The 19951-nt window shown below is 65.6% G+C and carries 15 protein-coding genes; 7 read left to right on the forward strand and 8 right to left on the reverse strand.

What is annotated here, in order from left to right:
• Positions 1-116: 116 nt before the first annotated feature.
• The 6 genes from DEJ05_RS12985 to DEJ05_RS13010 form a co-directional block, all read right to left on the reverse strand.
• Positions 117-1721, reverse strand: coding sequence for an MFS transporter (locus tag DEJ05_RS12985; protein ID WP_111110592.1), 1605 nt, complete (start codon positions 1719-1721; stop codon positions 117-119).
• A 79-nt stretch (positions 1722-1800) separates the two neighbouring features.
• Positions 1801-2433 (reverse strand): response regulator transcription factor, encoded by a 633-nt coding sequence (locus tag DEJ05_RS12990; protein ID WP_111110593.1) that lies wholly within the window; start codon positions 2431-2433, stop codon positions 1801-1803.
• Positions 2430-3632 carry a sensor histidine kinase gene (locus tag DEJ05_RS12995; RefSeq protein WP_146245102.1) on the reverse strand — a complete coding sequence of 401 codons (1203 nt, stop codon included), beginning with the start codon at positions 3630-3632 and terminating at the stop codon, positions 2430-2432. Before DEJ05_RS12995 ends, DEJ05_RS12990 begins: the two co-directional genes overlap by 4 nt.
• A gap of 29 nt (positions 3633-3661) precedes the next feature.
• The gene (locus DEJ05_RS13000; RefSeq protein WP_111110595.1) at positions 3662-4459 is read right to left on the reverse strand and encodes an ABC transporter permease; all 798 of its coding nucleotides are present in this window, start codon (positions 4457-4459) and stop codon (positions 3662-3664) included.
• A complete protein-coding gene (locus DEJ05_RS13005) occupies positions 4456-5295 on the reverse strand; it encodes an ABC transporter ATP-binding protein (RefSeq protein WP_181440724.1) in 840 nt (279 codons plus the stop codon). Before DEJ05_RS13005 ends, DEJ05_RS13000 begins: the two co-directional genes overlap by 4 nt.
• 164 nt (positions 5296-5459) lie before the next feature.
• Positions 5460-6032 carry a hypothetical protein gene (locus DEJ05_RS13010; protein WP_111110597.1) on the reverse strand — a complete coding sequence of 191 codons (573 nt, stop codon included), beginning with the start codon at positions 6030-6032 and terminating at the stop codon, positions 5460-5462.
• A gap of 139 nt (positions 6033-6171) precedes the next feature.
• On the opposite strand from DEJ05_RS13010, the gene DEJ05_RS13015 reads away from it, so the two are divergent.
• Complete coding sequence (locus DEJ05_RS13015) at positions 6172-7104, forward strand: NADP-dependent oxidoreductase (protein ID WP_042541156.1); 933 nt, start codon at positions 6172-6174, stop codon at positions 7102-7104.
• A 35-nt stretch (positions 7105-7139) separates the two neighbouring features.
• On the opposite strand, the gene DEJ05_RS13020 is transcribed toward DEJ05_RS13015, so the two are convergent.
• Both DEJ05_RS13020 and DEJ05_RS13025 read right to left on the reverse strand, forming a co-directional pair.
• The gene (locus DEJ05_RS13020) at positions 7140-7754 is read right to left on the reverse strand and encodes an HNH endonuclease (protein WP_220037026.1); all 615 of its coding nucleotides are present in this window, start codon (positions 7752-7754) and stop codon (positions 7140-7142) included.
• A 347-nt stretch (positions 7755-8101) separates the two neighbouring features.
• Positions 8102-8626 (reverse strand): hypothetical protein, encoded by a 525-nt coding sequence (locus DEJ05_RS13025; protein ID WP_111110598.1) that lies wholly within the window; start codon positions 8624-8626, stop codon positions 8102-8104.
• Between the two features lie 267 nt (positions 8627-8893).
• Here DEJ05_RS13025 and DEJ05_RS13030 point away from each other — a divergent pair, with 267 nt between their 5' ends.
• From DEJ05_RS13030 to DEJ05_RS13055, 6 genes are read left to right on the forward strand one after another with little or no spacing between them, the layout of a single operon-like run.
• Positions 8894-10696 (forward strand): alpha/beta hydrolase, encoded by a 1803-nt coding sequence (locus DEJ05_RS13030; RefSeq protein WP_111110599.1) that lies wholly within the window; start codon positions 8894-8896, stop codon positions 10694-10696.
• 23 nt (positions 10697-10719) lie between these two features.
• Positions 10720-12960, forward strand: coding sequence for an AAA family ATPase (locus tag DEJ05_RS13035; protein WP_111110600.1), 2241 nt, complete (start codon positions 10720-10722; stop codon positions 12958-12960).
• Positions 12957-14024, forward strand: a complete 1068-nt coding sequence (locus DEJ05_RS13040) for an McrC family protein (RefSeq protein WP_111110601.1) — start codon at positions 12957-12959, stop codon at positions 14022-14024. The genes DEJ05_RS13035 and DEJ05_RS13040 overlap by 4 nt, the downstream gene beginning before the upstream one ends.
• A gap of 53 nt (positions 14025-14077) precedes the next feature.
• A complete protein-coding gene (locus DEJ05_RS13045; RefSeq protein ID WP_111110602.1) occupies positions 14078-15643 on the forward strand; it encodes a type I restriction-modification system subunit M in 1566 nt (521 codons plus the stop codon).
• Positions 15640-16872, forward strand: a complete 1233-nt coding sequence (locus DEJ05_RS13050) for a restriction endonuclease subunit S (RefSeq protein WP_111110603.1) — start codon at positions 15640-15642, stop codon at positions 16870-16872. The genes DEJ05_RS13045 and DEJ05_RS13050 overlap by 4 nt, the downstream gene beginning before the upstream one ends.
• Positions 16869-19919, forward strand: coding sequence for a type I restriction endonuclease subunit R (locus DEJ05_RS13055; protein ID WP_111110604.1), 3051 nt, complete (start codon positions 16869-16871; stop codon positions 19917-19919). The genes DEJ05_RS13050 and DEJ05_RS13055 overlap by 4 nt, the downstream gene beginning before the upstream one ends.
• The last annotated feature ends 32 nt before the right edge of the window (positions 19920-19951 follow it).

Consider the following 19951-nt stretch of genomic DNA (forward strand, 5'->3'; position numbering starts at 1 on the left):
TCGCGTCCACGGCGCGGGGGACGCGGATTCGTGTCCGCGCGGTGACGGTTCTGGTTCACAATCCTCGGGGATCGTGAACCAGAACCGTCAGGAGCGCTGCAGAACGGGGTCCCCGGTCACGCCTGGTCCTCGTCGTCGGGGCGGCGCGGAGCCCGGAGGCGCAGGGTGGCGCCGAGGCCGATGACCAGGAAGCCGGCGGCGGAGAAGGCGGCGGCGCGGGTGCCGTCGGAGAACGCGTCGGCGGCGTCGGCGCGCGTGGCCCCGTCGAGGCCGGAGATGGCTCCGCCGGAGGACTGCACCACGGCGTCGGCGATCTTCGTCGCGGTGGCGGCCGGGGTGCCCGCGTCCTGCAGGCGGTGCTCCAGGATGCTGCCGGTCGAGGTGAACAGGACGGTGCCGAGGACGGCGATGCCGAGCGCCGAGCCGATCTGGCGCGCGGTGCTCTGGGCGCCGGACGCCTCACCGCTGCGTTCGACCGGGGCGTCCTGCAGCACCACACCGGTGAGCTGGGCCGTCGCGAGCCCGACGCCGAAACCGTAGACGAACAGACACGGCACGATCGCCCACCACGGCGTCGACGACGTCACGACGAACCCGATCGCGGCGACCCCGACGATCTCGGCGCCGATGCCCATCCGGACGATCGGCAGTGCTCCGACGCGTTGCCCGACCGTGGCGGCGAACCCACTCGCGACGAACGACCCGATCGCCAGTGCGAGCAGCACGAAGCCGGTCTGCAGGGCGGAGTACCCGAGCACGTTCTGCAGCCAGAGCGGCAGCGACAGGATGATGCCGAACTCGCCGAGCGACACGATGAGTGCTGCGACGGAACCGTTCCGGAACGAGCCGATGCGGAACAGGTCGAGTGCGATCAGTGTCGAGCGTCCGGCTCGCTGCCGGCGCAGGGAACGGACCACGAAGGCGGCTCCGGCAGCGACCGCGATCACGAACGCGACCGGGATCGGGGAGACCGGGCCGTCCCACGACCACGAGCCGATGGTGAGCGGCGTCGACGACGGGGTCCACCAGCCGTAGGTGCGGCCCTCGATCAGCCCGAACACCAGGGCGGCACTCGCGATCACGGACAGCAGCGCTCCGACGAGGTCGATGCGGCCGGTGTGCCGGGCATCCCGCGACTCCCGCACGGCGACGGCGAGCCCGACGAGGATGACCGCGACGATCGGGACGTTGATGCCGAAGGCCCACCGCCACGAGAAGTCCGTCGTCAGCCAGCCGCCGAGCAGCGGGCCGACCGCGACCATGCCGCCGATCGTCGAGCCCCACACGGCGAACGCGATGCCACGCTCCCGGCCGGTGAACGTCGCGTTGAGGATCGAGAGCGTGGTGGGCAGGACCATCGCGCCGCCGATGCCCTGCAGCACGCGGGACACGACGAGGAGCTCACCGGTCGGCGAGAGCGCGGCGAGCACCGACGCCACCGCGAACACGATGACGCCGGTGGTGAGCAGACGTCGGCGGCCGAACCGGTCGGCCACGGACCCGAAGACGAGCAGCAGGGCGGCGAACACGAGCGTGTAGCTCTCCTGCACCCACTGCACCAGGGTCGAGCCGATGTCGAGGTCGGCGACGATGCTCGGGATCGCGACGTTGACGATCGTGGAGTCGACGATGATGAGCGCCACGGCGAGGCTGATCACGACCAAGCCGAGCCAACGACGACGGTCCGGCGTGGTGGCTGGTGCTGCGGCGGGAGCGCTCATTCCGGTGGTTCCTCTCAGATGGTCAGCATGCTGACGACCTGACGGTACACCCGCTTCCGGTGACCGGCGGACCGGGGACTCACGGCAGGAGCTGGAGCTCCATCGCGCGGGTCACGGCACGGGTGCGGTCGTTCACGCCGAGCTTCTCGAAGACGTGGCCGAGGTGGGTCTTCACCGTGGCCTCGCTGAGGAACAGCGCCCGGCCGATCGCTGGGTTGCTGTTGCCCTGGGCGACGAGGCGCAGGACGTCGAGCTCGCGCGGGGTCAGCGACGGGCCGGCCGCGGCGGGGAGCGAACCCGTTGCTCGGCGGACGAGTGCTGCGGCAGCCGAGGGGGCCAGCGCCGTCTCGCCCCGTGCGGTCGCCCGGACGCCGGCGAGGATCTCGGACTCGGGGGCGGCCTTGAGCAGGTAGCCGGTGGCGCCGGCCTCGATGGCGGCGAGGATCTGGTCGTCCGACTCGTACGTGGTCAGGATCAGGACGCGGACGCCGGGTTCGGCGGCGAGGATCTCCGCCGTCGCCGCATCGCCGTCGAGCACGGGCATCCGGAGGTCCATGAGCACGACGTCGGGGTGTTCGGCCAGCGCCACCGTCACCGCGGCGCGGCCGTCACTGGCCTGGCCGACGACCTCGACGTCGTCGGCGTCCTGCAGCAGGGCCACGATGCCCGACCGGACGATCGGGTGGTCGTCGGCGACCACGACGCGGATCACCGGGTCACCTCCGCGACGGGGTGACGATCAGCGGACGGGAGGCTCGGTCCGGGTCCGGTGGGCAGGCTCGCGTCGACGACGGTGCCGCCGCCCGGGGTGCTCGTGATCGTGCAGGTGCCGCCGGAGAGCGCCAACCGTTCGTGGAGGCCCCGGAGACCGTGCCCGGCCGTCGGGACGCCGTTGTCGAACCCGACGCCGTCGTCGGTCACACGGACGCCGACCCGTTCGGGCGCGTGCTGCAGGACGATGCGGACGGAGTCGGCGTCGGCGTGCGCACGGATGTTCGCGAGGGACTCCTGGACGACCCGGAGCAGCACGACCTGGGCGTCGCGGTCGAGCGGGCCGTCGGTCGCGTCGACGGCGACGGGCGTGCCGGTCTCGCGGGTGTAGCGCTCGGCCAGGCGGTGCAGGGCTCCGGCCAGGCTGCCGCTCGTGGCACCGGCGACCCCGGCGGCGATGAGGGCGCGGGAGTCCTCGAGCGCCGCTCGTGCCGACTCCTCGAGGACCGCCAGCCGTTCGTCGAGCGCGGCACCGCGGTCGTTCGCCAGGTCCTTGCGGGCACGTTCGGTGAGCATGACGATGCCGGCGAGGTTCTGCGCGACGGTGTCGTGGATCTCGCGGGCCAGGCGCTCCCGTTCGCTCGCGATGCCCGCGCTGCGGTGGGCATCGGCGAGGGACTGCTGCGTGGCGCGGAGTTCGTCGAGGAGCTGGCGGCGCTCCTCGGACAGGCCGGCGACGCTCGAGATCCACACGCCCATCGCGCAGGCACCGATGACGCTGATGCCCTCGATGAGCAGGGTGCTGACGAGGGCGTCCGAGCCGCCGGAGACCTGCAGGCCGATGCCGCTCGCGACGCCGACCGCGACCGAGAGCAGGACGGCGGTGCGGACCCGTTCGGACTGCACCCACACGAGCGGGAACGCGATGCACTGCACGAACGCGGTGCTCGGCACGACGGCGGGCAACACCAGGGCGGCGACGAGGACCAGCGGCAGGAAGGCCGCGGCGGCACGGGGGCTGTCGTAGCCGCGGTGCCCGAGCACGGCGTAGGCGACGACGAGCACCACGACCGCGGCGAACGCCGGCCAGCGGGTACCCCACGGCGACCACCCGAACACGGTGATCACGGCGGTGAGGAGCATCGTGCCCGCGAAGAAGACGTGCAACCACCGGTTGCGCATCCACGTCTCGCCGTTCATGTGCCCAGCATCCCACCAGCGGGGCGCCATCAGCCGTCCTTGCGGTTCCAACGGAACGTCAGCAGGCAGGCCACCGTGCCCAGGACCAGCCACGCTGCCAACACGAGGGCTCCGAGGCCGAGGTGCCACGCGCCTCCCGGCTCACCCGATTGGAACGCACCGGGCAGGAAGACGGACCGCATGCCGGACGCCATCCAGCGCAGGGGGAAGACGGAGGCGACGTCCTGCAACCAGGTGGGGAGCTGCGTGAAGGGCAGGTAGACGCCGGAGATGAACTGCAGCACCAGCACGATCGGGACGATGGTGGCGGTGGCGCGCCGGCCCTCGCGGGGGAGCGCCGAGACCGCGATGCCGAGGACGCAGCTGGTGGCGATGCCGAGGACCATCACCCCGGCGAAGACACCCCAGTTGCTCGCCTCGGTCGGCAGGTCGACGCCGAACACCAGGCTCGCGATCGCCAGCAGCAGTGCGGTCTGCACGAGCGTGGTGACGAGGACCATGCCGATCTTGCCGACGAAGTACGACAGGACCGGGAGCGGTGTGCCGCCGAGACGCTTCAACGTGCCATCGCTGCGCTCGGTGGCGATGTCGACGCCGAGGGACTGCGTGCCGGAGAGCAGGATGCCCGTCGCGACCAGGCCGGGCAGGTAGTAGGTGGCGTAGTCGACGCTGACGTCGGGGCCGGCCTGGATGTCGGCCGCGCCGGAGAACGCCACCGAGAAGAGCGCCAGCATGATGATCGGGAACAGGAACGTGAAGAAGACCGCGTCGGGAGCGCGGAAGTAGGTGCGGATCTCGTACGAGATGCGGCTGGTCGCTGTCTTCACTGCTGTCCCACCATGTCGAGGTAGACGTCCTCGAGGGACGGACGGATGACTTCGAGGTCGAGCATGGGCGAGGTACTGCTGCGGATGAGCGCCGTCGGGTCGGTCGTGCGCTCGTCGTGGTGTCCGCCGTCGTCGTCACGCCAGCGGACCCGGGGCGTGCGGGCCTCGGCGCCGCCGATCTCGTCGATGGGTGCGAGGTCGAGGAGCTTCCCGTCGGCGATGACCGCGGCCCGGTCGGCGAGCTGGGCGGCTTCGTCGAGGTAGTGCGTGGTGAGCAGGATCGTCGTGCCCTCGTGCTGCACCCGGCGCAGGAGGTCCCAGAACTGTCGGCGGGCCTCGGGGTCGAAGCCGGTGGTCGGTTCGTCGAGGAACAGGACCTCGGGGCGGCCGATGATGCCGAGGGCGACGTCGACGCGACGGCGCTGGCCACCCGACAAGCGGCTGATGCGGGTGTTGCGCTGCGTCTCGAGCCCCGTCGCTGTGAGGAGCTCCTCGACGCTGCGGTGCTTCGGGTAGAGCGTGGCGAAGTGGTTCAGCTGCTCGGCGACGGTGACGTTCGGGGACTCCGCGCTGGTCTGCAGGACGATGCCGATGCGTGCGTTGTGGCTACGGCTCGTCCGTGCCGGGTCGTGACCGAGGACTCGGACGTCGCCGGCGGTGCGGGAGCGGTAGCCCTCGAGGATCTCGACCGTCGTGGACTTGCCGGCACCGTTGGGGCCGAGGAGGGCGAAGGTCTCGCCGCGCTCGATCGTGAAGGAGACGTCGTCCACGGCGCGTTTGCCGGTGGCGTACTGCTTGCCGAGGTGCTGGACCTCGATGGCGGGGGACTCGGGCATGGGTCCAGCTTCGCCGTCCGGTGGCCGTGGGGGATCGGCCGGGGCGGTGGTCTCGGCATCGTCCGATCGGGGGATGGTGCCGGCGGGGGAGGTGGTTCGGTTTCCGGCCGGTGACGGTTCTGGTTCGCGATCGTCGGGGATCGCGAACCGGAACCGTCACGACTTCAGTACTGCGGGCGGATCCAGTCCGTCGGTTGCACGAAGCGGGCGCGGGGCAGGACCTCGTCCGGCTCGGCGGTCCGCACGCTCGTGATGATCGTGTCCTCGCCGTACTCCGACAAGCGGCGGGCGATGCCGTCGCGTTCGTCGATCACCAGTGTCGCGCGGGTCGCCGGGTTCTCGCGGTGTTCGAAGGTCACCAGGATCGAGTGTTCGCCGATGTGCTGGACCAGGATCGGGTGGAAGCTCTCGGGGCCGCGGCCCCATCGGAGCATCAGGTCGGGCACGGCCATCCGGACGACGGGATCGGAGACCATGCTCCGGGCGAACGAGATCTCGTCCGGACCGTCGTCGGGGTCGTGCAGCACGCCCTCGCGGTAGGAGACCGGCTTGGCCCGCTGGCGCACGAGGGTCCAGGTCTGCGCGGCCTCGTCGATGTCGACGCGGAACTGCCAGTACTTCTGCCGGGACTCCTGGTGGATGCCCTCGAGGACGTACCGGGCGGGTCGGCGGAGGGTGGCGAGCTCCTCTGCGATCGCGGGACCGTCGGACCGGGTGAGGAGCTCGTCGAAACGCACGGTGCCAGCATGGCGCACCACGTGCCGTGGACCGCACCCCCTGACGGGCGGGAGGCGCGGGGCGGGGTGGTGCCGGGCCTCCAGGCCGTGGGGTGGTCGCGTCAGGTTGCGTCAAGCAACGTGCGCGTAGACCGGGAGGATGCAGGTCGTCGGAGTCGAACAGTTCGGAGGGCCCGAGGCCCTCGCCGTCCACGAGGTGCCGGAGCCGCACGCCGGTGCGGGATCCGTGCGGATCCGGGTGCAGGCGTTCGCCGTGAACCCGACCGACACGGGGGTGCGTGCCGGGCAGCGGGACAGCTCGCAGGCCTCGCCGCCCTACGTGCCGGGGATGGACGCCGCCGGCGTCATCGACGAGGTCGGGCCCGACGTCACCGGATGGCAGATCGGCGACGAGGTCATGGCGATGGCGCTGCCGCTCAGTGCCCACGGTGGCGCCTACGTGCAGGAGCTCGTCGCGCCGGTGGGGTCGTTCACGCGGATCCCTCGTGGGACGTCTCTTCCGCTCGCCTCCACGGTGCCGATGAACGGGCTGACGGCGTTGCAGATCCTGTCGCACGCCTCGCTCGCGCCGGGGCAGACACTCGCAGTGACCGGGGCCGCTGGGCTGCTGGGGAACTACGTGGTGCAGCTGGCGAAGGCCGCCGGGCTGACCGTGATCGCGGATGCTGCTCCGGCCGACGAAGCACTCGTCCGGTCGCTCGGGCCGGACCACGTGGTGCCGCGTGGTGCTTCCTTCGCCTCCGCTGTCCGGGAACTCGTGCCGGACGGGGTCGATGCGCTCGCCGATGCTGCCGTGCAGCGGGACGAGGTGGTGGACGCCGTTCGCGACGGGGGAGTCTTCTTCGACGTGCGGGGGTGGCAGGGCAACGGGGCTCGGGGGATCGAGTTCGTGCAGGTGATGGTGTTCTCGGAGTACCGGTCGTTCGACAAGCTCGAGCAGCTGCGGCATGCCGTGGAGAGCGGGACGTTGACGCCGCGGGTCGCCGAGGTGCTGCCGGCTGCGCGGGCTGTGGAGGCGCATGAGCGGTTGGAGGCCGGGGGGACGCGGGGGCGGTTCGTGCTGACCTGGTGACCCTCACTGCTCACGCGACTTGAGCGAGTCCTCGTTCAGCCCAGTGCGACGCCCTTCCTGCGGTTGCACGGTCCGCAGAGCACTTGCAAGTTCTCCGGCTCGTTGCTGCCACCACGGGAGAACGGGATCACGTGGTCGAATTGGAGCTCCGACGTCGTTCCGCACCAGTTGCAGCGGCCACCGTCGCGGGCCCACACCAGCTCTTGGACGTCACGGGGAACTGCCCCGCGACGGCGTTGCACGGGCTCGGCCGGACTGTTCGCGATCGTGTGCGCTCGCGCGATCGTCGCGGCTTGTCGGCGGTCCCGGGTCTCGAGGAGCGCGAAGACCTGCTCAGGCAGCAAGTTGTCGTTGTCCCAGAACCAACGACCTCGGAACCACCAGTACTGGCGCTCCTTCACACGGCCGACCTTGACCGGCGTGCGGTCAGATGAAGCGAAGGCCTCGCTGAGCTCGTCCTTCCGGAGCTTCGCGCCCACGTAGTAGGTCGAACGTCCAACGGTCAGTTCGACCCGGCCCTTGCGCGTGAACAGGTTCACACGGTGCCTCATCGACACGTTCTCGGCTCTGCGTAGCACGCGCTGTTCCCTTCGATCTGCCGCCGCTTTCCGCAGATCATCTTGGCGGGCTCCGACACCATCGGCTATCACCCTTTTAGGGAGGATCGCTTCCGAACAACGCCAGCTCGCTTCTTCGCTAGGCGCTGCGCCGCAAGATGCTTGATGATGGCGATGACCGATGGACTGATGTCGCGCCAGACTCCGTTGACTGACGGAACTTCGACCTTGCCCGGGGGAATCCCTCGCAGAGCCGGACCCAGCCTTCGCCGGACTCAGAGGCCTCGCGCCGAGCCGTCGTCTCGATGATGAAGACGCCGGAGCGGCCGACGAAGCCCACAACGATGTCGACCCGCAGTAGGGGTCCCGAGCCTCGAGGATGACGCGCTGGGGACAGCTCTGGCGTTCCACGCAGGAGTGAAGTGTCGGGCGCGGTGTTGTCAGGTGCGCGACAAGCTGCCGCGAGCAGTCCGCGACCAGGCCACTCCCGAATTGCCACGGAACGTCAGTTCATCGACCCCGCGGCTGTCAGACGCAGTGAACGGACGCACGGGGTCGACGATCTCGCTGACAGGCTTCACGTAGTCCCACCGGAAAAATCGTCCGTTGGGCTTTCGCTGATCACGATTCGGGACGAAGTACTCACCCGGAGGAACACAGCGGAGCGTAGGAGTCTTCTCGGTGGTGAAACCGTGGCAGGTGACACGAACGTCGTACACCGGGTCATCAGAGGAATTGCGAACAACCACTCCGTAGATCGGCTCGCCTCCGTGCAGGATCTGCATCGCCGCCCACGAGCTGATCTGCGTGGCATGCAATCGGCGCGCCACTTCCTTCGACTGCTCGTCGCGGGCCGACTCGATCATGTACAGCCGTTTCGCTTGTACCCCCGCGGCTACCGCTGCGATGAGCGCCCCTGCTGTTGCGAACGCGCTGATCCCGTCGAAGAAGATGCTCCACCCCATGAACGCAACCTACCGCTGTCACGCGATTTGCAACATGGCCAAATCGGTGGGGTGCCCATCGACTGCGAAACGCTTTCGTCGATTGCACGGGTCACACCTAACCCGCTGGTTTCCGCGCTCGCTGTCCCGCCGCGCGAGACCGGCTGGCGTGGTCGAACCGCGGCGCAACTGTCGCAACTGCAACCGCGGAAAGGTCGTCTTCAAGGCGTCGAAACCCACTAGCCTGAGCGACGTCGAAGGTTCGTCAACTCTTCCGGAAGGTTGCTCGTGAGCGCTGGCCCTGTCCTCTTGTTCCTGCACGGTGTCGGAACCGGCGATGTTGAAGACGGCTGGCAGGTCGCATTGTCAGGGGCGCTCGTCCGGCTCGGTTATCCCGCTTTGGAGCCCGAGCGATGGATCGCACCGAAGTACGCCTACGCCCTGCGAAACGGGGACGGCAAGTACCGCGTTCCCCCGATCACCGTGAAACAGCTAGGCAAGGACGATGCCAGGATCAATCGGCGGGAGTTCGAGCGGCGCACGAGTGCCATGGAGTACCGGCTCGGCCAGCACGAGGATCTGCCGAACTGGCCGGGCGCTGGCACCGTCGTCGACGTGGCCTTCGAGACGAACCCCTTCAAGCAGGCGCACAACTACCTGCACGACGAGCAAGCTCGTGCGCGGGTACTCACGCGGGTGCTCGACGCACTCCCCGACTCGGAAGAAGTGTTGATCGTCGGACACAGCCTCGGCTCCGTTGTCGCCGCCGATCTCGTCCGCCGCCTCCCTGCTGGGCTGAACGTGGTCGGGATGATCACGATCGGGAGCCCTCTGGCGAGCGGTTCCGTGCGCGCGACGGACCTGCGAGAGGCGATGCAGGAGCCGCCGACGAACCTTGGCTGGTGGATCAACTTCTGGAACGGTTTCGACCCGGTCGCGGCGCACCGCGGTCTGTCGTCGGTCATGCCGTGGTTGCTCGACCTCCGAGTCACGACGCCACCAACTCCTCGGGTCCACGACGCGGTCGAGTACTTGTCTGACTCGAGAGTCGCTGAGGCGATCGGGTACGCGATGCACGGCTCGCTCTCCACTGATCTCGTACGGACCGTCAACGCAGTCGACGTGCCACTTGACGCAGACGAGCGGGTCGTTCTGCTCGCGCTCCGGTACGCGCACCTGGTGGCGACGTACCTCAAGGACGATCAGCAGGACAGATTCACCGGAGCCCTCCGAGCAATCCAGTCGGAAGCGGTGGGGGCGATGCTGCAGCGTCGAGACGTCGAGGGAAGGCCACGTCCCGAGCTGGTCGCTCAGCTCGCATTCGACCTTGCAGATCCGACCGCGGAAGCGACTCCGCCCGCACCGGGGATGTACCTCACCAAGGAGGACGCGCTTGTTCAGCTCATCGTGCTTGCGTCCGACAACTTCCTTCGCCCCTTCGATATCGGCTTCAGCGAGTCCATCAAGCGGCAGGCGATGCGGGACCTCACAGCAGAACTCGGTCTCGGAAGCGTTCTTGGCGGGGACGTCCTCGATGCGGTCGACCGAGCTGAGAAGGTCCTCGCCGGGAGCAAGGGGCCGAACTGGATCAGGATCGGCGCGATGGGTGCCGGCGCGGTCGCCCTCGTCGTCGCGACGGGTGGCATCGCACTCGCCGCCGGTGCGGGTCTTGCCGGAGCGGCCGCTCTGACGAGTGCTCTGGCAGCATTCGGACCTGGCGGGATGATCGGCGGCCTGATCACTGCCGGAACTCTCGTCACAGCGGGCGGTGGTGGGATCGCGTTCGGGCTCGCGAGTTCGGGCACGTCATCCGAAGCAGTCGAATCGATCGTGATGCGACAGCTCGCAGCGGTCATCCTGCGCCAGAAACTTAATCTCGAGCAGGACCCCGCCGTGTGGCACCTGCTCGTCGAGACCGAGCGGCAGGTGAGGCGGGCGCATGAGCGACTGGACGAGTACTCCGATCCGAAGTCGCCGGTGCTCGTCGAACTTCGCAAGAAGATCCAGCTCGTCGAGCGTGCGCTCGACTTCATGCGCGAGGAAGGCCTCGAGCCAGCAGCAGAACCGCAGACCTCCTCGGCAGCTCGCTGATCGACTGGAAGGACACGACGATCATGAGCCGATCCGACAACAGGACGAACCGCCTTCGGGCAGCCCTTCGCTACCTCGACGAACAGGGAGGCGCAGCGAATCGGCTCGACGTCTGGAACGCAGCACGCACGCGAGTTCCGCTCGAAGGCGAAGAACTCGAACCGAACCAGAAAGGAAAGCCGCAGGGGCAGTCGGATTTCTTCTGGGGTTCCGCTGGTCTGGTGCACGCGGGATTCCTGACCAAGCCGGTCCGCGGCGAGTGGCACGTCACAGACGATGGGCGTCGCGCCTCGGCCGACGCAGTGCCTTTCGAGCAGTTCCGTGAGGAGCTGAACGAGCGGCAGCGTGCCTTTCAAAGGGCGCTCCGGGAAGACCGGGAGGTGCGTCTCCGGACCGAGATCCTCCCGCCGGACAACCGCGCCGACCTCGTCCGGACAACGAGTCAAGTGTTCGTCGAGCGAGGTCTCCGTGCGCTCGACTCCGTGTTCGCGCCGGGTCGCCAGGTCTGGCGAACTGACGTCGTCGACGAGCTCGAACGATGCTTCCTCGAGCAACCGGACGTCGATGGCGCTGATTTCCTGGACAAGCTCGGTCGACAGTTCGACGACACGTCCGACGACGCGAAGCTCTTGATGGCTGAACTCATCGGTTGGCAGGTGCTCCCTCTGCAAAATCCGGGCGAGAGGAAGAAGCGGCAGCGCGTCGAGTTCCTCCTGCAACGCATGGATCACCGCGTCACGATCCCGGCAGAGATCGATGATGCGTTCCGCGCGTGGTCCTTCAATCCGGGGACTGCGATGTCGGTCCAGCTCTACCGAGCGCTGTCCATCGTCGTGCACTGTGCGGCGAGGTGGATTGCCCTCAGCCCGGAGTCGCGCGAGCACGCACTCGACGACCCTTGGGCTTGGCGGGACCTCGTGGACAGCCTTCCCGGTGCCTCGTTCCCCACGCAGCGCAACGAGTTGCTCTACCTCGTTCACCCCGGTGTGTTCGGCGAGGTCATCTCCGGCACAGCTCGTGATGCGATCCGCCAGGCCTTCGCCGGCGAGGTCGAGGGTCAGGCCGACGACGACCCTGACGCCCTGTTCCAGCAGATCGCGATTGCTTTGCAGGGAAAGGCAAAGGGGCCCGCGAAGTTCTACGAGGAGCCGTTGCTCGGCAGGTGGCAGCCGGTAGAGCCGGAGACTGTTCAGGCGGATGGCCGACAGCGGGAAGAACTTGACGACCCTGCCTCCGTCCCGGTGTCGGAGCCAATGATCCGGACGCAGTTCCCGTCCGTCAGGGCCACGCTCGCCCATTCTCTCCACATGCCCGAGGACTGGCTGCAGGACACCCTCGACCTCATCGAGCGGCGCAAACAGGTAATTCTCTACGGCCCTCCCGGCACCGGCAAGACCTTCCTGGCCCAAGCGCTCTCGAAGCACGTGACGGAGGGCACCGACGGCGAGACCACCATCGTCCAATTCCACCCGACGTACTCGTACGAGGACTTCTTCGAGGGCTTCCGCCCCGTCGCGAACGACGACAGCGGCAACCTCGCCTTCACGCTCCGGAAGGGTCCGCTCCGGCGGCTCGCCGACGCGGCTGCGGCCAACCCTGAGGCGAACTACTTCCTGGTCATCGACGAGATCAACCGCGGCAACATCGCGAAGGTCTTCGGTGAGCTCTACTTCCTGCTCGAGTACCGCGACAGCGAGATCTCCCTGCTGTACAGCGACGAGCCGTTCACCTTGCCGAGCAACATCTTCGTCATCGGCACGATGAACACTGCCGACCGCTCGATCGCGATGCTCGACGCCGCCATGCGGCGCCGCTTCGCGTTCGTCGAACTGCACCCGGAACGCGAGCCCGTGCAGGACGTGTTGTCGCGCTGGGTCTTGACCAAGGGCCTCCAGGACGATCGTGCCGACCTCCTGGAACGACTCAACGCGCAGATCCAAGACCATGATGCGAAGGTCGGGCCGTCCTTCCTGATGCGCGATCTCGCCGGGACCGGTCTGCAGGACGTGTGGCGGTACGAGATCCGCGGAGCACCACTACGGCGAAGGCATCGATCTGGAGGCGCGGTACGGCCTGAAGACGCTGCGTCGCCAGGCGACACCCTCCGTGGCGGACGGGGCCGAAGGTGCTTCCGTCGACGATTGAGCTGCGGGAGGCGGACCAGCCGGTCGTTCACCGGCTGCCGCGCGCTGTTGCCGTCGGACTTGCTTCGGCGAACATCGCGACGGTCGCGCCGACGCTCGGTGCCGACGAGTACCGCGTGAGCGGTGTCCGGAAGGTCGGGGTCGTGCGGATCGCCGGGCACACGGTGTGGCTGAAACCGAAGACGCCGGTGCGGCGGCTGTTCGCGATGCTCGGCTACGCACGTGCCGGGAGTGCGATCTGGACCGAGGACGACTTCGCGTTCGAGGAAGACGAGGACCTCGTGCCGGCGTTGGCGCACGCGTTCGTACAGCAGGCCTCGCGGGCGTTGGCCGGTGGGCCGCTCCGCGGGTACGTCACGCGCGAGGATGCGCTGCCGCTCGTGCGTGGCCGGTGGCGGATCGGGGACCAGCTGACGCGGCGGGGTGGGCAGCCGCTGCCTGTCGAGGTGTCGTTCGACGACTATGTGGAGGACATCGCGGAGAACCAGGTGCTCCTGACCGCTTCGATGCGGCTGTTGCGGCTGCCGGGCGTGCCGGCCGATGTGCTCGGGGCGTTGCGGCGGATCGTACGGGTGCTCGATGGGGTGTCGGTGATCCCCGTCGGAGCGCCGGTGCCCTCCGTGCGGATGGATCGGCGGAACCAGCGGTACTCGTCGGCGCTGGCGCTGGCGTCACTCGTGCTGTCAGGGTCGTCTGTCGAACAACGGGCAGGGTCGGTCGTCGCGTCGGGGTTCCTCGTCGACATGTGGTCCGTGTTTGAGGACTTCGTCTCGGCTGCGCTGCGCGAGGGGTTCAAGCCCTACGGGGGAGTGCTCGTGTCGCAGCACCAGTCGATGCTCGACGTGGAGGGGACGGTGAAGATCGCGCCGGATCTGGTCTGGGTCGTCGACGAGGTCGTTCGGGCGTGCATCGACGTGAAGTACAAGGTCGAGAAGCACGGGCAGTACCCGAACGCTGATCTGTACCAGATGGCGGCGTACTGCCGGAGGTTCGGGTTGGGGGAGGGATGGCTCGTATACGCAGCGGATTCCGGTTTCGCCGAGTCTGTGCGCATCGTCGATGGGCCGACCGTCGTGCGAACATTCGTGGCACTCGACACCGACGGAGCTGAGCTCCTTGCACAGAGCGAACGCGTTGTGGCTCGCGTCGCGCGCTCGGTATGTCCTGCGCTCCCGCTACGGTGATCAGGCGGCCCAGGCCACCTCGAACCGACCGGCCAGCCGCAGGAGACATCACGATGGCACCGACCACAAAAGAGGCGCAGCGCGCCGAACTGCACAAGACGATCTGGCGGATCGCGAACGACCTTCGAGGGAGCGTCGACGGATGGGACTTCAAGTCCTACGTGCTCGGCATGCTGTTCTACCGCTTCATCTCCGAGAACCTCGCAGCGTACATCGACAAGGGTGAGCGCGAGGCGGGCGAAGAACACTTCGCCTACGCAGACCTACCGGACGAGGCTGCGGAGCACGGCCGCCGTGAAACGGTTTATGAGAAGGGTTTCTACATCCTCCCGTCGGAGCTGTTCCAGAACGTCCGCAAGCGCGCGCCGCAGGATCCGGACCTCAACGAGACGCTTGCGACCGTGTTCAAGAACATCGAGGGCTCGGCTCTAGGAACCGACAGCGAAGACGATCTCAAGGGTCTGTTCGACGACCTGGACGTCAACAGCAACAAGCTCGGGAACACCGTCGCGAAGCGCAATGAAAAGCTGGTGAAACTCCTCGACGCCATCGGAGAGCTCCCTCTCGGTGACTTCAAGAATCACTCCATTGACCTGTTCGGTGACGCGTACGAGTACCTGATGCAGATGTACGCGTCGCAGGCGGGCAAGTCCGGCGGCGAATACTACACGCCGCAGGAGGTGTCAGAGCTGCTCGCGAAGATCACGGTCTCCGGCAAGACGAGGGTGAACAAGGTGTATGACCCGGCGGCGGGCTCGGGGTCGCTACTCCTCACGTTCGCGAAGGTCCTCGGCAAGGAGAATGTCGGCGGATTCTACGGGCAAGAAATCAACCTGACGACGTACAACCTCGCCCGGATCAACATGTTCCTGCACGAACTGAACTACGAGCAGTTCAATATCGCGCACGGGGACACTCTCTTGGAGCCAGCCCACTGGGACGACGAGCCGTTCGAAGCGATCGTCTCCAACCCGCCGTACTCGATTAGGTGGCCGGGCGACGCCGATGCCCTTCTCATCAACGACCCGCGGTTCGCACCGGCAGGCGTCCTCGCGCCGAAGTCGAAGGCAGATCTCGCGTTCACCATGCACATCCTGTCGTGGCTGTCAGTCAACGGTTCCGCTGCGATCGTCGAGTTCCCCGGCGTCCTCTACCGTGGCGGAGCCGAGGCGAAGATTCGCAAGTATCTCATTGACAACAACTATGTCGATGCGGTGATCCAGCTCCCGCCCGACCTGTTCTTCGGCACCACCATCGCGACTTGCATCATCGTGCTCAAGAAGTCCAAGACCGACAACTCGGTGCTGTTCATCAACGCGTCGGCCGAATTCGAGCGCACCGGCAGTAAGAACAAGCTCGCACCGAAAAACCAGCGCAACATCCTCGGCGCGTTCGAGGACCGAGCAGATATCGATAACTTCACGAAGCTCGTTGCAAACAAAGATATCGCCGCGAATGGCTACAACATTGCCGTCTCATCATATGTTGACGCCGAAAACACGCGGGACATCGTCGACATTCTCGAACTGAACTCAGAAATTGCACGCATCGTTGCCCGTCAGCATGAACTTCGTATCTCCATCGACGCAATCGTCTCCGAGCTAGAGGGCACAGCATGAGTCGAGTTGATGAACTCATAGCAGAGTACTGCGAGGGAGGAGTCAGCTTTGATTCGATCGGTCGGCTCGCCGATGTCGTCGCAGGGGCCACGCCATCGAAGGCGAGACCCGATTATTGGAAGGATGGAACTATCCCTTGGCTGAGCTCGGGTGAAGTTAACAAAGGAACGATTCACCAAGCCGATAACCTCATTACTCAGGCCGGATACGACTCCTGCAGCACCAAGATTATGCCATCAGGCTCCGTCGTGATGGCACTTGCCGGTCAAGGAAAGACCCGAGGTATGGTGGCTCGAACCAGGCTCGATTGCTGCACGAACCAGTCGCTCGCCACCATCGTGCCGAAGCGCGGACTCGATAGTGACTATCTCTTCCATTTCTTGAAGACCCAGTATGCCAAGCTGCGCGACCTTTCATCCGGCGATGGCGCACGCGGCGGTCTCAATCTTGCCATGATACGTTCTTATCGGATCCCCGTGCCGCCTCTTGAAGTGCAGCATGAGATCGCGCGAGTGTTCGATCAGTTCACACAGCTGGAAGCGGAGCTGGAAGCGGAGCTGGAGGCGGAGCTGAAAGCCCGGCGGCGCCAGTACGACTGGTACCGCGATCTGCTGGTGAACTCGGTAGAAGGACCTCGTGTCCCGTTGGGTGAGCTCGGACGATTCACGCGCGGCCGACGGTTCACAAAAAGCGACGTTGTGGAATCAGGTATTCCGAGCATTCATTACGGTGAGATCTACACAGAATACGGCACCTCTACCTCCCGAGCGGTGCGCGAGGTTGATCCAGGCCTCGTTGGTCAATTACGATTCGCGCAACCCAACGATGTGATATTTGCGGGTGTCGGCGAGACCGTTGCCGACGTTGGTAAGGCCGTCGCGTGGCTCGGTGATGGGCCTGTCGCCGTGCATGACGATACCTTCGCGTTCACGTCAGCGCTCGACCCGAGGTACATTACGTATGCGGTTCAGACGACTGACTTTCACGTACAAAAGGAAAACCATGTTGCGCGCGGTAAGATCAAGCGGCTTTCCCTGTCGGGGCTTGCGAAGATCCGTATTCCTGTGCCGAGTGCTCAAGAGCAGGCCCGCCTCGTGTCAATCTTCGATCGGTATGAGTCGCTCGTCAACGACCTCGTTGTCGGCCTGCCTGCTGAGGTTGCAGCCCGCCGAAAGCAGTACGAACACTATCGAAACAACCTCCTCAGATTCAAGGAGGTTGCATCGTGAGTGACGCGAGTCCTCGTAAATTCGATCCAATCGCCGTCTCCTCCGAAAGTACAGTCGTCGCCGAATGTGTCCCGGACGCCGGCGGAGAGTCGTCGTATCAATCTGAGGCGGACCTTGAGCGCGAGCTCGTTCGGCTGCTGCAATCGCAGGCATACGAGTATCTGCCGATCACTTCGGAGGCTCAGCTGGTCGCGAACTTGAGGGCGCAGCTCGAGGCGTTGAACGGGATGACCTTTTCGGACGCGGAGTGGAAGCAGTTTTTCTCTGAGCGCGTCGCTGGCGCGAACGACGGCATTGTTGAGAAGACGGTCCGTATTCAGGACGACCATGTCCAGCTGCTGAAGCGAGACGATGGGTCAATCAAGAACGTCACGCTAATAGACAAGGAGAACATTCACAACAACCGGTTGCAGGTCATCAACCAGTACGAGATCGACCAGAGCGAGGGCGGTGCTGCCCGCTCGAACCGCTATGACGTGACCGTACTGGTGAACGGTCTACCCATGGTGCACATCGAGCTGAAGCGTCGAGGCGTCGATGTCCGCGAGGCGTTCAACCAGATCGACCGCTACCAGCGCGACAGCTTCTGGGCGGGCTCCGGACTGTTCGAGTATGTGCAGCTGTTCGTCATCAGCAACGGCGCGCTCACGAAGTACTACTCGAACACCACCCGTCGCCAGCACCTTAGCCAGGCGGCTGGCTCAAAGCGGGTTCGCAAGACGTCGAACTCGTTCGAGTTCACCTCCTGGTGGGCGGACGCACAGAACAAGCCGATCACCGACTTGTCAGCATTCGCGAAGACATTCTTTGCGAAGCACTCGCTGCTGAACATCCTGACGAAGTACTGCGTGCTGACCGCAGATCACATGCTGCTCGTGATGCGCCCGTACCAGATCGTCGCGACCGAGCGGATCCTGCAACGCATCGACGTTTCCACAAACTACAGGACTCTCGGCAGCGTCTCCGCCGGTGGCTACGTCTGGCACACCACCGGGTCGGGCAAGACCTTGACCTCGTTCAAGGCTGCTCAGCTTGCCTCGAAGCTGCCGAGCGTCGACAAGGTGCTGTTCGTCGTAGACCGCAAGGACCTCGATTACCAGACCATGCGCGAGTACGACCGTTTCGAGAAGGGTGCTGCGAACTCGAACACCTCGACAGCGGTTCTGAAGAAGCAGCTCGAGGACCCGGGCGCTCGGATCATCATCACGACGATCCAGAAGCTCTCGACGTTTATCGCGGGGAACAAGGGCCATTGGATTTACGACGGCCATGTCGTCATCATCTTCGACGAGTGCCACCGTTCGCAGTTCGGCGACATGCACACCGCCATCACCAAGGCCTTCAAGCGGTACAACTTGTTCGGCTTCACCGGCACGCCGATTTTCTCGGCCAACGCCGGCACCGGCGGCAACCCGCAGTTGAAGACGACCGAGCAGTCCTTCGGCGAGAAGCTGCACACGTACACGATCGTCGATGCGATCACTGACAAGAACGTACTGCCGTTCCGCGTCGACTACGTCAACACGGTCAAGATCGGTGACCCCGACAACGCCCAGGTGTCTGCGATCGACAAGGAGAGCGTACTGCTCGACCCGCGGCGCGTGGCTGACGTCGTTCGGTACACCCTTGAGCACTTCGACCAGAAGACCAGAAGGGCGGAGCACTACACGCTCGGCGAACGACGCGTCCGCGGTTTCAACGCACTTTTCGCGACTGCTTCGATCGAAGCGGCCCGGATGTACTACAACCACTTCCAAAAGCAGCAGCATGATTTGGTACCCGATAAGCGTCTGAAGGTTGGGCTCATCTACTCGTACGGGGCGAACGAGGCCGTCGAGGATGGATCTCTCGACGAAGAGGGCTTCGATACCGCTGCCCTCAGCGTCGACGCGCGCTCTTTTTTGGACGACGCGATCCTGGACTACAATGAGCTCTACGGGACCTCGTTCGACACCACGAGGGACAGCTTTCAGAACTATTACAAAGACCTGTCGCTGAAGCTCAAGCAGCGTGAGATCGACCTCGTCATCGTCGTCAACATGTTCCTCACCGGGTTCGACGCCACCACGATGAACACGCTCTTCGTCGACAAGAACCTCCGTGCGCACGGCCTCGTCCAGGCGTATTCGCGGACGAATCGCATTCTGAACTCCGTCAAGACCTACGGGAACATCGTCAGCTTTCGCGATCTGGAAGAGGAGACGAACGACGCGATCGCCCTTTTTGGAAACAAGGACGCCCGCGGCGTTGTGCTGCTCAAGCCGTACGGCGAGTACTACGACGACTATGCGGATAAGGTCACAGAATTGGTGCTCTTTTTCCCACTCGGCGAGCCCATCGTCGGTGAGGCAGCGCAGAAGGAGTTCATCCGGCTGTTCGGCGCGATCTTGCGGCTGCAGAACATCCTCACTTCGTTTGATGAGTTCGATGGCTCCGCGTTGCTCACCGACCGTCAAAGCCAGGACTATCGCAGCCTGTACCTTGATTTCTACGCAGAGTTCCGGAAGGGAGCTGAGGTGGACAAGGAGCAGATCAACGACGATGTGCTCTTCGAGATCGAGCTGGTCAAGCAGGTCGAGATCAACGTCGACTACATCCTCATGCTCGTTCAGAAGTACCGGGGTGGACGTGGTGACGGGGACGACAAGGAGGTCCGCGCCGAGATCTCTCGCGCAGTCGATTCCAGCCCGACGCTCCGCAACAAGAAGGACCTCATCGAGGACTTCGTCGATTCGCTCTCGGTCGATGGCGAAGTCGACGAGGAGTGGCGCGCGTACATCGCCGGGCGCCGAGAAGTTGAGCTTCAAACCATCATTCTCGAAGAAGGCCTGAGGCCGGACGAGACTCGGACCTTCATCGAGACTGCATTTCGCGATGGTCAGGTGCGTACCAGCGGCACCGCTATCACAACCGTGCTGCAGCCGGTGTCGCGGTTCTCCGCGAACGGCGGTCACGGCGAGAAGAAGCAGCGTGTGATCGGCCTGCTCGAGGCGTTCTTCGACCGCTTCTTCGGACTCAGTTTGATGAACGGAGAAGGGGAAGCGTGAAACGGTGGGCGTTCAGCGCATGCCGGCCCACA

The sequence above is a fragment of the Curtobacterium sp. MCLR17_045 genome (genome assembly GCF_003234405.1).
GTDB lineage: Bacteria > Actinomycetota > Actinomycetes > Actinomycetales > Microbacteriaceae > Curtobacterium > Curtobacterium flaccumfaciens.

Coding starts and splice junctions, on each gene's coding strand:
- DEJ05_RS12985 (WP_111110592.1), bottom strand. CDS start 1,721: ATGAGCGCTCCCGCCGCAGCACCAGCCACCACGCCGGACCGTCGTCGT.
- DEJ05_RS12995 (WP_146245102.1), bottom strand. CDS start 3,632: ATGAACGGCGAGACGTGGATGCGCAACCGGTGGTTGCACGTCTTCTTC.
- DEJ05_RS13005 (WP_181440724.1), bottom strand. CDS start 5,295: ATGCCCGAGTCCCCCGCCATCGAGGTCCAGCACCTCGGCAAGCAGTAC.
- DEJ05_RS13015 (WP_042541156.1), top strand. CDS start 6,172: ATGCAGGTCGTCGGAGTCGAACAGTTCGGAGGGCCCGAGGCCCTCGCC.
- DEJ05_RS13025 (WP_111110598.1), bottom strand. CDS start 8,626: ATGGGGTGGAGCATCTTCTTCGACGGGATCAGCGCGTTCGCAACAGCA.
- DEJ05_RS13035 (WP_111110600.1), top strand. CDS start 10,720: ATGAGCCGATCCGACAACAGGACGAACCGCCTTCGGGCAGCCCTTCGC.
- DEJ05_RS13045 (WP_111110602.1), top strand. CDS start 14,078: ATGGCACCGACCACAAAAGAGGCGCAGCGCGCCGAACTGCACAAGACG.
- DEJ05_RS13050 (WP_111110603.1), top strand. CDS start 15,640: ATGAGTCGAGTTGATGAACTCATAGCAGAGTACTGCGAGGGAGGAGTC.